The organism is Butyrivibrio proteoclasticus (assembly GCF_900115735.1).
Taxonomy (GTDB): Bacteria; Bacillota; Clostridia; order Lachnospirales; family Lachnospiraceae; genus Butyrivibrio; species Butyrivibrio proteoclasticus_B.
Genome location: NZ_FOXO01000038.1, coordinates 1 through 13,508, shown reverse-complemented (window position 1 = coordinate 13,508; position 13,508 = coordinate 1). Strand labels below are relative to the sequence as shown.

Annotated in this window: 9 protein-coding genes and 2 riboswitches; all 9 genes read left to right on the top strand. The window is 35.4% G+C overall.

Going from position 1 to position 13,508, the window contains the following annotated elements; genetic code table 11:
- Window position 1 precedes the first annotated feature (1 nt).
- The 9 genes from BM146_RS16720 (at window position 2) to BM146_RS16680 (ending at window position 13,436) form a co-directional block, all read left to right on the top strand.
- Entirely contained in the window at window positions 2-298 is a 297-nt protein-coding gene (locus tag BM146_RS16720) for a hypothetical protein (protein ID WP_074891542.1), read from the top strand.
- A 293-nt stretch (window positions 299-591) separates the two neighbouring features.
- A complete protein-coding gene (locus BM146_RS16715; protein WP_074891540.1) occupies window positions 592-1,848 on the top strand; it encodes an HNH endonuclease family protein in 1,257 nt (418 codons plus the stop codon).
- Window positions 1,849-1,863: 15 nt separating this feature from the next.
- On the top strand, window positions 1,864-3,585 hold the full coding sequence (locus tag BM146_RS16710; RefSeq protein WP_074891538.1) for an adenine-specific methyltransferase EcoRI family protein: 1,722 nt from the start codon (window positions 1,864-1,866) through the stop codon (window positions 3,583-3,585).
- A gap of 15 nt (window positions 3,586-3,600) precedes the next feature.
- A complete protein-coding gene (locus BM146_RS16705) occupies window positions 3,601-4,377 on the top strand; it encodes a GIY-YIG nuclease family protein (RefSeq protein ID WP_074891536.1) in 777 nt (258 codons plus the stop codon).
- A gap of 99 nt (window positions 4,378-4,476) precedes the next feature.
- Window positions 4,477-5,721: a radical SAM/SPASM domain-containing protein gene (locus BM146_RS16700; protein ID WP_074891534.1), complete on the top strand. Its 1,245-nt coding sequence runs from the start codon at window positions 4,477-4,479 to the stop codon at window positions 5,719-5,721.
- A gap of 923 nt (window positions 5,722-6,644) precedes the next feature.
- A complete protein-coding gene (locus BM146_RS16695; protein ID WP_074891532.1) occupies window positions 6,645-9,275 on the top strand; it encodes a hypothetical protein in 2,631 nt (876 codons plus the stop codon).
- Between the two features lie 1,185 nt (window positions 9,276-10,460).
- A riboswitch (cyclic di-GMP riboswitch) is annotated at window positions 10,461-10,534 on the top strand.
- Window positions 10,535-10,712: 178 nt separating this feature from the next.
- Window positions 10,713-10,786: riboswitch (cyclic di-GMP riboswitch) on the top strand.
- Window positions 10,787-10,879: 93 nt separating this feature from the next.
- Entirely contained in the window at window positions 10,880-11,626 is a 747-nt protein-coding gene (locus BM146_RS16690) for a VanW family protein (protein ID WP_074891530.1), read from the top strand.
- A gap of 233 nt (window positions 11,627-11,859) precedes the next feature.
- Entirely contained in the window at window positions 11,860-12,537 is a 678-nt protein-coding gene (locus BM146_RS16685; protein WP_074891528.1) for a helix-turn-helix domain-containing protein, read from the top strand.
- Window positions 12,528-13,436: an IS3 family transposase gene (locus BM146_RS16680; protein ID WP_143087525.1), complete on the top strand. Its 909-nt coding sequence runs from the start codon at window positions 12,528-12,530 to the stop codon at window positions 13,434-13,436. The genes BM146_RS16685 and BM146_RS16680 overlap by 10 nt, the downstream gene beginning before the upstream one ends.
- The last annotated feature ends 72 nt before the right edge of the window (window positions 13,437-13,508 follow it).

The window sequence follows — 13,508 nt, the reverse complement described above, 5'->3', positions numbered from 1 at the left end:
TATGATTAAGCCAACATTATTAAGCCCAGAAGAAAGTAAGATTAATGATAAGGTTTGGGAATTGCGTATAAAATATAATACTCTTGATGCTTTTACAGAGAATTTGGATGATAGCATATTTAATTATTCTGTTGAGGATTTTAAAAAAATTACTAAAGCATTTAAAACTCCTTCTGAATATGCTCTTGCTTTGGCTGATATGCATGATTATATAGAAAATGGCCTAGACGTACCGCAAGAGTTGTATGAAAAAATACAAAAGGTGAGAAAAGATTTTTCAAAAAAACTTGTAAAATAATAGGTTTTAGTCCCTTGTAAAATAGTAAGTTATCAACCAAACAAAGGGTAGTCGAAAGGCTATCCTTTTACTATTGACACTACAATATGATGCTGAATAGATTAAGGGTACTGAATAAGGCATATATAAGAGGGCAATTCCGAAAGGGATTGCTCTTATTTTATGTTTAAAACCATATCAGTATTGAAGGCATGGTTTAAATTGTTTAGTTACGAATAAAAAATATTTAGATTTTCCTATGTAACTATAAGAACTTGATTTTTTACTAGAAGGTTATAGGAGGTATCTAAAATATGGAAATAAGACATCAAACGTTTAAAATAAAGGATATTTTTAACGGATTTCAAGATAAAGGAGATGATGGTGTTGTAGCCTTTGGTGGGGCTTTGAATGTCCGACCCGCATTTCAGAGAGAACTTGTGTATAACGAACAGGAGCAAGCAAAGGTTATTGATACTGTGCTAAAACAATATCCTTTAAACGTTATGTATTGGGGTACTACGCCTAATAATAGTGAATTTGAACTTATAGATGGACAGCAAAGAACCATGAGTATATGCAATTTCTTAGCTGGCAAATTTACTATAAAGTATGGTGGTGTTACCCATTCATTTACTTCTTTACCTCAAGAGGAAAGAGATAAAATCTGCAATTATGAATTACAGATTTATATTTGTGATGGAACAGCATCCGAAAAGTTAGAGTGGTTTAGGACAATTAATATAGCGGGTAAGAAATTAAATTCACAGGAACTACTTAATGCCACCTATCCCGGTCTATTTATTGAGGGTGCTAAGAGATATTTTTCTAAGCCAAATTGTCCTGCAAAAGATGTTAAGGGTGATTATGTAAAAGGTAATGTAATTGAGCAACAGATTTTAGAAAAGGTATTAAAATGGGCTGCTGATGCGGAGGATACGGATATAGCTGGTTATATGATGAAATATCAATATGACCCTAATGCAGCAGAGAACCTTTGGAGATATTTTAATGACGTACTTACTTGGGTAAAAAGTATATTTCCTGAAAAACTGCTCAATATAGATAAAGTTGAATGGGGTATTTTATATAACAAGTACGCCAAGGAGCATTTTGTTGATAATGATGGAAATATTAAGTTTTATAAGAAACTAGGTGGAGAGGGTATTTATCCAAGAACTGACCTTGTTAAGCAAGTAAATGAGTTGATGGAAGATGGTGATGTAACTAAAAAAGCTGGTGCTTATACCTATGTGTTCTCAGGAGATGAAAGGGCGTTGAGCATTAGAGCCTTTGATGAGCGCACACGTCAAGAAATTTATTTAAAACAGAAAGGTTTGTGTAACGATTGTAAGGGAAAATTTGATATTAAAGATATGCAAGCAGACCATATAATTCCTTGGAGTAAAGGCGGTAAAACAGAAAAAGATAATTGCCAGATGCTTTGTGCTGAGTGTAATAACTCAAAGAGTGCAAGAGTCGGAAGACCACAGAATACAGCTTTTTGTAGACAGTGCGGTAGACCTATAGAAAAAGGCAGTACTTGTACATTTTGTGGCACACAGAATTAAAGCGAGGTAATTAATATGTTATACGTTGGAGATATAAAAAACTGTCAAGTTACTTTAGTTAGTGAATTAAATAATGCAGAGGTTGTAGATTTTCAAGAAGTTAGACGTAGACTTGCTAGTAATATTGAAATAGATGGTCTTTCGTTAAATGATAATGCAGATATTGTAGATAGAGAAGGCAATATTCTCGATAAAGCTCAATATAAGGTGCATACCAAAAATAGTAATTTAAGTAAGGCAAAAGCTGAAAAGAATGATGAGTTTTACACAAGACTCGAAGATATAGAAGCTGAACTTTCACATTATCCAAAAGAATATTTTAAAGATAAGGTGATTTATTGTCCTACTGATGTAGCTGTAAATACAGGACGTATTATGCAGAGTCAGTTTGTGCGCTATTTTCAGATAAATGCTCATAGACTACAGTTTAAGAAACTTATAGCTACTTGTCTTGTATATAAGGCTGCTGGTGAAGATGATAGCGATTTAGAGCATGTACAGAATTGTTATGTGCTTGAGAGAAAAGAAGCTTCTAAGCAGCAGAAAATGGTATGGTCTAAGGATGCTAATAATCCTGTAGTCGAAGAATATGAAGAACCGGGACTTGGTATGCAATATAGAAATGCAGACGGTAGTAATCATTTCATGCCTTATCATATTGTAAATCAAGCAGTAACAGCACCAGAGGGAAAATATAAGATAGTAAAGCGATATATAGACCATTATGACGAAGAAACAGGTAAACCTTGTCTTTGTGAAGAAGATAAAGGGTTAAAATGGGAGTTTCATGGTCATTTATTAAGTATAAAGTGGTGTAGAAAGCATCCTGATGGAACTATTGAGATGTTACCAGAGGAATGTTATTACGATAACACAACTAAAAAAGGTGAAGATTTCTTAACTGATTTTAGTGTATTTCCAAAGGATGAAAATGGTAATCCATGTTTTGAAGATTTAGATAGTGCAGAGGATAAGGGAAGTGTATGTCTGTATCCACCTGAATATTATGATTATCAGGAGATAGATTATACAGAGTATGATGAGTATTTTGAGCATTGTCCAGAAGATAGCGATTATGTAAGTGGAGATTATAGGAGTGCCTATTGCCAAAAGCTATTTAAAGAAGCAGATGTAGTAGTAACAAATCCACCTTTTTCGTTGTTCAGAGATTTTGTTACTATGTTGGAAAGTTATAATCTTGATTATTGTATTGTAGGTAATCAAAACGCTATAACTTATAAAGAGATATTTCCGCTCATAAAAGAAGGAAAATTATGGATGGGTACAGGAAAAAGTTATAGTAGTTTGGCAGGATATTTTAGTAGTACCTATGATGATGTGGCTGTATCTGGACAACATAAAGAGGGTTCAATAAGAGTAAGTGGAGTATGCTGGTTTACAAATATAGACCATTTTAGATTACATGAGCCTATTTTATTAGTTAAAACCTATAATCCTAACGATTATCCTAAATATGATAATTATGATGCTATTGAAGTAAAGAAAACTAAAGATATACCATGTGATTATGATGGAATAATGGGTGTACCTATTTCATTTTTACACAAATATAGTCCAGACCAATTTGAAATTTTGGGTAGCCAAAGATGGTGTAAATCGCCAGAATTAGTAGCGGTTTATTGTGGAAAGAAGGCAACTTGTGAGGATGACCATAAGACTTTGATTAATGGAAAAGAAACTTATGATAGGATTTTTATTCGCAGAAAACAAAAGTAGAAAGAGGTCTAGTTAATGTCAAATTTAGCAAAATATTCAGATGAAGATATGTTAGAACTAGTAAGTTCTGATATAGAGAAAGAACTTAAAAATAGAGGTTATGAATACGGTTGGTATAAGAAAGTGAATTTTGTGGGAGTGATTTATATTTTAGTGAATCCTGCTTTTTCAAATCTTGTAAAAATAGGGTATGCAGATGATGTAGAAAAGAGAATGAAATCTTTAAACAGTAGTTCAGGACTTCCAGACCCATATCATTGTTATGCTGTATTCAAAGTAAAGAAGAGATTAGAAGATTTAAGACTTCACACTTTGATAGATACTTTAGACCCAACACTCAGACACGCCAAGAATAGGGAGTTTTACGAAATAAGTAAAGAAAAAGCTTATGAAGTATTATCAGCGATAGCACAGATAAATGGTGATGAGGATTGTTTAATACTCAATCCTTTACATGATGAATATTTTGAGGAAATAGAAGAAAAAAGTATTAGCGTTGATAATAAAACAGAGCAACAAGAAAGTGTAATAGATTCTAAAGTAAAGAAAAAGGAAAGACTTACTTTTGAAATGCTGAATATTCCTAAAGGGTCTATTTTAACATTTTCAGATGATGAAAAAGTAACTGTAAAGACAGTAGATAATAAAAATCATGTAGAGTATAAGGGTGAAACTTATCCTTTATCAACTATAGCAGCAATTTTAAAGAATTATAGTACAGCGCAAGGTGGAATGTTTTTTAAGTATAATGGTAAATTGTTAATAGATTTAAGAAAAGAATTAGGCAAGTAAGAATAAAGAGAGAACTTTGATATTCAAGGTTCTCTTTTCTCTTGGCACCACAAAATCCTTGAGTTAGACTAATGATAGTAATTTCAAGGAGCATATGATATGTCAAAGTGGAAACACAGTATTTACAATATAGATTTGAATAAAGATGGTTATGAAAACGCCAAAGAAAACGAGTATTATAACATACTTATGGGTAAATTCGCCATTATTCCTAATGATGTTGATTTGAATAACCCACCTGAAGATTTAAAGGGCTTTTTAGTACCGTCAGAGATAAATCAAGCAGAGATAATAACTAAGCAGCAACATGACGCAATATATAACGATTATCCTAGTGCGATTAATTTAACTGTATGTCCTACATCAGCTTGTAATTATAAATGTGAATATTGCTTTGAAAAGAATAAAAGCAATCATATTATGAGTTTCCAAATAATTGCAGATACTATAGCTTATATTAAGCAAGAGATAGACCGTAATAAGAATTTAAAATCATTTAGTATAAAGTGGTTTGGTGGAGAGCCTTTATTGAATATATCAGCAATAGAGCAGATTTCACGTTTTACGATAGATTATTGTCAAACTCGTAATATTGTATATAGCGCAATCATCATAACAAATGGGTATTTATATTCAAGAGAAGTATCAGAGAAACTAAAAGAGTTGAAGATAAATAGCGTACAGATAGCCATTGATGGTTTTATTGATGAGTATGCAAGAATACGGCACGTATCAAAAGATGCTTATATTAAGGTATTACAGAATATAGAGGATAGTGTTATCCCTGTGCTAATTCGTATTAATACTAATAGGCAAAATAAAGATATTGTACCAAGTCTTGTAAGAGAAGTTAGTAAGTTATCCTCAGTACAGAGTGGTTTTAATAGAGTGTTTGTTGCAAGGGTTAAGGAGTATTGTAAACAACTTACTTATGGCTTTACTGACTCTGAATGGCTTAAATTTAGAGAGTGTTATAAGGAAATACAAGATGTATTACCTACTAAATTAGAACCAGCAGTATTGTTGCCATGTAATGCAAATCAAAAAAGGAATGTGGTAATAGGCGCAGATGGTAATTTATATAGATGTGACTTTCATATAGGTAATTCCACTTTAGCAATAGGTACTTTGAGAGAGGGTATCAAAGAGAATACTCAAGTCGATAAAGAGTTTGTATGCAGTACAATTACAGATAAATGTAAACAATGCAAATATTTACCTATATGTGCAGGTGATAGATGTAGATATGAAGAATTATATCAAGGTAAGAATTGTGAATTGATACAAGAGCGTTTTAAACAGAATATGCAGAATTATTTAACATACGTAAGAGAAAAAGAGTAATCGTTTAGAAAAGTTAATAATCAAAAGGCTTACTCTTTTCTATTGGCACCTAGCTATAGAAGAGTTATTATAGAACAAGATTAAGTATTACTTAATTATGTGCGAGTAGATGAACACAAAAAATAGCTATCTACCGGGCTATCTTTGACAAGTTGTCTTATTAGTTGATAAGATAATTAGCCCTAACGAGAGATTGGAGATAAAATCACAAACGTAGTTAAGTGACTCTAATACTCTTGGAAATCCTTGTTAATTAGATACTGATTTGACCCTTAAGAAGGTTAAGAAATAACAAGGGTACAAAGTCTATATCAGGACGAAGTGTAACAATATCATCCTTAAGAAGTTTAAGAAATAACAAGGTTACAAAGTGCGGAGAATTATTCGAATGCACTACATAACCCTTTAGAATGTTAAGAAATAACAAGGGTACAAAGGCAAGGCTTTTTAGGGAATGTATATTTTGACCCTTTGAACTGTTAAGAAATAACAAGGGTACAAAGTATGCAAGCAGAAAAGACAGATTTGGAGTTACCTTTAAAAGCCAAGAAATAACAAGGGTACAAAGTGGATGTTAAGAAAAACAAGGGTACAAAGTAAAGAACTTCCTTTTACCCAAGATGATTTGTCTTTAAGGACTTAAGAAACAACAAGGGTACAAAGGTAAAACAAAAGCATGAGCGAAAAATCTTTCCTTTAGAAATGTTACGACATAGCAATGATACAAATATGATTACGAAGAGATGAGCAAGTTTATCAAGGACTTGCTCTATTTTTTTGCCTGAAGTCAATAAATGTATGTTAGATGATTTCGTATTTTATTTAGATGAAATTATAAGTATTATAGATGATTTTTAAATGTATTAAATGTTATGTTTTTTATTTTTGTCCTTAATTCACGTATAGATAAGGAGTGAAACTGTATGAATAAGTTAAAGAAAGTATTATTTGGTATGGCGATGCTTTTAGGCTTAACTTTACTACCTATAACAAGTCAAACGGTATTTGCTGATAGCGGTAGTGGTTTGCCTATTGGTAACGGTCAGGCATCTGGACATGGAACAACACAAAATACCGCAGGTGGACCTTGTAAAGAGAAAACGGGGTTCTATGTTACTGTAACATGGGCTGATAGCGATACTGGTACGCCACACGCTATAGGTCATGGATGTCTCTTACAGACTCAAAATGGTTATCCTATAACAAAGACGTTTGATGTGGCAGGCGAAAGTAGAGTGCCTAGTACACCGGGGGATTATAAGTTAGCACCTTGGCCTTATCCAGCATTTGTAGCAGGTACTTCGCCTATAGGTTATGGCGCACAGGTTAAGACTTGGCTTTTACAAACTGGAGCCGATGGTACTACTTATGCTGAATTTGTTGCTAATGACTTTTGTGGTGTTACTACTGCACAAATACAACAGCTATTAGCACAAAACAAAGTAATTTTCATTAATGTCGAACCTTTGTGTTGGATGAACAATTGGACTTCCTTATCACTTTCAAGTAAAGGCGATATTATTATTGGACTTACCTATGGCATTGGTTCACAGATTTCCAATGAAAGAACTTGGATTAGTAGTGTAACCCGTGGTGCGTTCCCAAAAGCCTTTAGATATGAGAGAAATTGGCAGGGTATTTCAGATTGTAACATTGCAGATAATACTTTCTCACGAGAGATGATGATGGATAAATCCATTGGTTGTGGTATTGTCTCAGTTAAGCTAAATAATACAAACCAAGTAGTTCTCTGCGTAGAAGATGATTCGGGCTTGTGGAATACACAATACCTTTCAGCAGGAAAAACTTATACAATCCAGAACCCTTATCAAGGTGCAGAGTTTGTGGAAGCAACGTTTTCCACAAAGAAAACAGATTTAACAGACCCTAATGCATCTTATGATGCTGTATGTGGAAGTGGCGCACCTAATAGAGGTACTGGTGCAGGAACAGTAGAATTTAATATACCAAATAAAGAAGTAGCATTATTCGTACATTATAAGGGTGATATACCAGACCCTACGCTAGAGGACGCACACTTGTATAGCTGGGAAACCGCATATGTTATGCCAAAATTTGCATCCCAGAGAGATGACGGTGCAGATGTAGACAACGCATATACTCTTGAAACTCATATCAATGAAGTGATAGAGATGGTTAAAGGATATACGAAGAGTTGTCCCCATAATAAAGATTATACTCATGCAAAGAATGCAAGTGGCAGCGCAGTAATAGATAAGATAACTTGTAGGGGTTCCGAAGACTGGTCAAGTCAAAAATATGGTGTACAAGCAAATTTAGGGGATTTCCCTAATGCAAGTTGGAACCTTTATAGACAAAGTGTATCTGGTGAAGCATGGGATACGTATTCAAAAGCCCTTAATAATACAAATAAGTGGAAGATAGATGAAGAGGTAGACCCTCAATTTTCATATTATTTAACACGTTCTCACTTAGAGGATGTAAGTGCTTGTCCCGAAGGTGGTGATGCTGCGGCAGCCATAAATATAAGCCCAGAGTATGATTGGGAAACAACTTGGACAGGTAAAGAGGGCGCAAGCCAAAAAGCAGATACCGAGGGTAGTCATCATGTAAGTGAGTATTCATATACTTTTACAGCTTATGGATACGATTTAAAAATTTATTATCACTTTGAGTGTGGTGGTGATTATTGGGAAACAGGTTCAACTGGAGACTGGGATAATGACCCTACTACGCCAGATACGTATAAGGTAACTGATAGTGAAACACATCCTAAAGGACATAAATATAATGCTGCTGGTAGTGATTGGAGTGGTATAGGAAATAGTACAATTTATAAAGAAAACTCTTATACACCTGACCCTTGGATAGGTAATACAGGAGATGGTCATATAGAGGATAAGTATAAGACAAAGATTACTCCTAGTGGACAGAATACCGCAGCAGGAACTGTAGTTGCTTGGGAAGATGGAAGTAACTTATCAGGTCATTTTGCAAAAGGTGGTACATTTGATTACACCGCAAAAACAGGTCAGCTTGTAGGTAGTCAATTCCAAGGTGTATCATTTAGTATTTATCCAGAAGTAAAGATGTCAGTATGGACATCAACAGGTGGAGCAGATAAGTATGCAACGCCACAAGAGAGTGTATGTTATGTAATGGGTGAGTATGCAAGACATTATACACCACCAATAGCGCACTCATATAAGGCAAGACTTACCACAGGTTCAATGGAGGGAATGGGAACACTTGCATCGGCAGCAGATGGTTCAGACGCAAAGAAAGTACTTGATAATGCAAGTGGTCATCAAGATAACGACCTTGGCGTAACTGCTATGGGTACAACCTTTGAAATAGCAACAACGAGTAGATATAAGATAGATATTTACACAGTAGGTTGTAATGTAACAGACCATGAAGCCAATAGCGAGTGGGGTAACGAAAAGCAGAGTGTAAAAGGTTCTCACGAAGAGTATGTTTCATCAATTCTTGCAGGTATGCAACAAGAGATAATGATGAGACAGACGGTTTTAGAACCTTGTAAATTGGTAAGTTGTCAACTAAAATACTAATAAAATAGCTACTCAACGTAGTATCTTTGACAAGGATTTTTATCTGTAGATAAGAGACTTACCCTTAACGAGAGATTAAAGATAAACCCATGAGCGAAGCGAGTGGCTTTAATACTCTTGGAAATCCTTGTTAATTGAATATAGTTTGACCCTTTGGAAGGTTGTAAAATAGCAAGTTTATATAGAAATAATGAGTTTTTTTGAAGTGGTTCCTAAAGTGGTTCCTAAAGGAAAAGGATGCCGCAAAGCTCCTTTCTATGCGTATTTCAGAGAAGGGTGATTGTTCGAATCACGTCACTCCGACTTTTAAAAACCGCTCAGTTGAGCGGTTTTTTCTTTTGCCTTTTTTAGAATTTGTTTGACCAAATGTTTGACCTGATACGATTATCCAAGTAATTCCTCAAGAATTTATAAAGCATACAGCCATACAGGTGTTGAATATTATTACTACTACACAACAATCGAAGTTGCAGTACAGTAACCTCAACATTTGACAACTGAATATTGAATAGAGGGTCAGTAGTATATTGGCCCTCTTTATAGGAATTGGAGAAAAGAAACTTAAGCGATAATAATATCACAATTATTTAACATTTTTTATGAAATAGTTGCATTGATTTTTGATTTGTAGTCGATATAATGAAAGTAGAAACAGAAATGTTTCCGATGTAAGAGCATCGTAAAAAGTTGTGCTGCAGATGGAGCAGGGTAATTATTCCATCTCATAAGATACCATTTGCAGGTATCGAGCCCAGCAACAGGGATAAATGTTGTAGTCCAGGCAGGGGACTTAATTATTTCTGCACCTTTAAGGCATCTTAACTGGGTGCCGAGGCTGACAACCAGCAGAAAACTCTTAACAAAAATAGTCTGAGGAGTGTGTTTAACCGCACACTCCTCTTTGTGTGTACGGAGAATAAATGCTAACTAAGGCTGAAAAGAAAAACATCATACGTCAAGATATTTTGGATGCTGCAACAATATATAGTCAGAATCTTGCAGGACGATCTTTTCTATATGTGTATGGCGAGGAATAATATGTATAGAAAAGTGTTTGACCAGTTGTTTGACCTTTCGGTCAGTCGGTGTTGTCAAACCTCCTTTCTATGCGGTTTTTGCAGAGGAGTGATTTATTCGAATCACTCTGCTTTTAAATAAAACAAAACTCTATAAGAATTATTACTTGATTATTTTTAGCAAAATTAGAGAAATCTAATGACACAAAGCTATAGGGTCCGAAAGGACAGCCAGTTGGTGGTAATGCAAAAGACAAGCCAGATGCTATAAGTGGAGATAGCCGGCAAGAAATACAAAAGTCGTAAAAATACATAATAATTCATATAAAGTTTGTTTGTATTCTATTGAATAGTAACATGGACTTTTTAATACCTATCAGTTAAAATAATTCCTGCTGTAAAAAGTAATATTTATGCAAAATACATTGATTAGCAAAATTAGAGAAATCTAATGACGCAAAGCTATAGGGTCCGCAAGGATAGCCAGTTGCAATTAATCGATAGCGGTGCGTGAGCATCGCCATTTTTATGCATGTTTCGAGATTATTGCTTTGTGATGATAAAAATTTAATGGGGATGAGGAAAATTATGAAGGGTAAGATATTAGGGGTGTTAGTAGTTTTACCAATGTTTTGCGCAGTATCAATTGGATTTGGCGATTTAGAGAAAGAGTCATCAGATAATCATACAGTGGCTATGGAAAGTGCATTTGCACCAAATGAGACAGAAGGAATTACTGAAACAATAGAGGCGCCGGCAGCCCCGGAACAGGTAGTTCCAGAGCCGGTAGCCCCAGACCAGGCAGACCCGGTACCGGCTGCACCCGAGCAGGTGGCGCAGGCAACTGCTGTGGATCCAAATTCTGCTGCAGCGGCAAACATAGTATGGGCAAGCATTGGACATGAAGATATTATGTTGTATCCGGTTGAGGAAGATGCAAACAATACAAATGCACAGGTTGCATGCGGATATATCAACGGATATATTGTCAAGCCCGGAGAGATATTTTCATATGCCAATACTATAGGAAAGGGAACACCTCCGGAAAGAGGCTATGTAATAGCTCATGTAGTTGGAGGATATGATTATGGCGGAGGCGTATGTAAGATAAGCAGTGCGCTTTATCATGCAGCGACTAATGCAGGATGCAAGATTATTGAAAGACATAATCATTCACAGCCGGTAGACTATTATGCTCCCGGAGATGATGCAGCCATAGCATACAAATCCAGAAAAGATTTCAGATTCAGAAACGATTTTGGATATGATATTATGATTCAGGCATCATATGACGAAACAGGATATCACCTTGATATTCTTGCACCTCAATTATAACAAAAGGTATTTCATTTTAAAGAATTTTGGATACTTGGGTTTTAATACATGGAAAATTGTGCCAGAACCGCATAGTTATGCGGTTCTTTTTTTGTGCTCAAACCTTTATAAACAGCGGAAAAAACTATTATTAAAACTTTATAAAAGGGGCTGTCGCACTAAGTGATATGCTCCCTTCTAGGTAGACAAGAGAAATAATAAAAATCTTGTATTACTTAGGAGGGAGCATTTTTATGTCCAAATATAAGATAGAGCCAGATGAAAAAATCAGGACAGTAGAAGGTATTCTTAATGGAAAAGAAACACAGCGACATGCAGCTGCACGTCTTGGAGTTGCACCCATATCTGTCCAACAATGGATTGCCATTTACCAAAGTGATAATTCATCTGCGTTTACTCAAAGATGCTACAAAAGATATCCAAAAGAACTGAAAGAGAAAGCAGTTCTGGAGTATCTAAATGGAAATGACTCATTGCTATCTATATGTCAGAAATATGGCATTAGAGCAAAAAGTAAGTTACAAGACTGGATAAAGAAATATAATGGTCATGAGGAGCTAAAAACTTCCGGAACAGGAGGAGCAACCATCATGACCAAGGGGAGAAAAACAACATTTGATGAGCGTGTAGAAATTGTTCAGTATTGCATTTCTCATGATTGCAATTATGCAGAAACTGCTGAAAAGTTCAATGTATCATATCAGCAAGCGCGAAGCTACACGGTAAAATATAAGGCCAATGGAATTGAGGCTCTTAAAGACAGACGTGGAAGAACCAAGGCTAAAGAAGAAATGACAGAATTGGATAGACTTCGCGCTGAAAATAAGATTCTTCGTGCCGAAAAGGAACGCGCTGAAATGGAGGCGTCTTTCTTAAAAAAACTCGATGCAATAGAGAGGGGGTGGGACTGAGCCTTATACGTCACGAACAGGTTTATCTCGCAATCAAGACAGAGCACGATGAGCATTGCTATCCAATTTCTGCTCTCTGCAAGATTGGAAATGTTAGCCGGGCTGCATACTATAAATGGTTGCATAGGGAGCTTCCGAATTATGAGGCTGAAAACAAACGTATAGCTGATGAAATAGAAAAAATACATACTGAGAGCCCGGATAAAGGTTATAGACGTATTAGAGATGAACTTGAACGATACCATGATATAAAGGTAAATGACAAACGTGTCCTTAGGATTTGCCGTAAAAAGGGAATTAAATCCACTATAAAATATGCCAACAACGGATGCACAAGGCAGGCAGCTAATCCTCAATTCATTGCCGAGAACATCTTAAATAGAGAATTTTCGGCGGATGCCCCTAACCAGAAGTGGCTGACAGATGTTACTGAATTTAAATACTATGTGGCTCAGGAAGTTCACAAGGTATATTTGAGTGCTATCCTCGATTTATATGATCGTAGAATTGTATCTTATGTGATAGGTGATTCGAACAATAACCCACTGGTATTTGATACATTTGATGCTGCTATAGCTGCAAATCCTGGTGCAACACCACTGTGCCACAGTGATAGAGGATTTCAATATACAAACAGACTGTTCCACGCAAAATTAGAAGCTGCAGGAATGACTCAGAGCATGTCAAGAGTAGCAAAATGCATCGACAATGGTCCCATGGAAGGCTTTTGGGGAATACTCAAGCGAGAGCGGTATTATGGAAAAAGATTTAAGGATAAAGATTCATTGGTGTCGATGATTGAGGAATACATTGAATACTATAATAATCGGCGCTTGCAGAGGAATCTAGGTGTTCTTACACCTATGGAGAAACATAATAATTATTTGATGGTGGCATAAAAAACTGCCATCAGAAAACTGATGGCAGAAAATTTATTTTTTTGATTGTCTACTTGACGGGGAGCGATTCAA

What these genes read in the sequence shown, in the direction of transcription:
- BM146_RS16720 (WP_074891542.1), top strand. Translation starts at nt 2, where the DNA reads ATGATTAAGCCAACATTATTAAGCCCAGAAGAAAGTAAGATTAATGAT.
- BM146_RS16715 (WP_074891540.1), top strand. Translation starts at nt 592, where the DNA reads ATGGAAATAAGACATCAAACGTTTAAAATAAAGGATATTTTTAACGGA.
- BM146_RS16710 (WP_074891538.1), top strand. Translation starts at nt 1,864, where the DNA reads ATGTTATACGTTGGAGATATAAAAAACTGTCAAGTTACTTTAGTTAGT.
- BM146_RS16705 (WP_074891536.1), top strand. Translation starts at nt 3,601, where the DNA reads ATGTCAAATTTAGCAAAATATTCAGATGAAGATATGTTAGAACTAGTA.
- BM146_RS16700 (WP_074891534.1), top strand. Translation starts at nt 4,477, where the DNA reads ATGTCAAAGTGGAAACACAGTATTTACAATATAGATTTGAATAAAGAT.
- BM146_RS16695 (WP_074891532.1), top strand. Translation starts at nt 6,645, where the DNA reads ATGAATAAGTTAAAGAAAGTATTATTTGGTATGGCGATGCTTTTAGGC.
- BM146_RS16690 (WP_074891530.1), top strand. Translation starts at nt 10,880, where the DNA reads ATGAAGGGTAAGATATTAGGGGTGTTAGTAGTTTTACCAATGTTTTGC.
- BM146_RS16685 (WP_074891528.1), top strand. Translation starts at nt 11,860, where the DNA reads ATGTCCAAATATAAGATAGAGCCAGATGAAAAAATCAGGACAGTAGAA.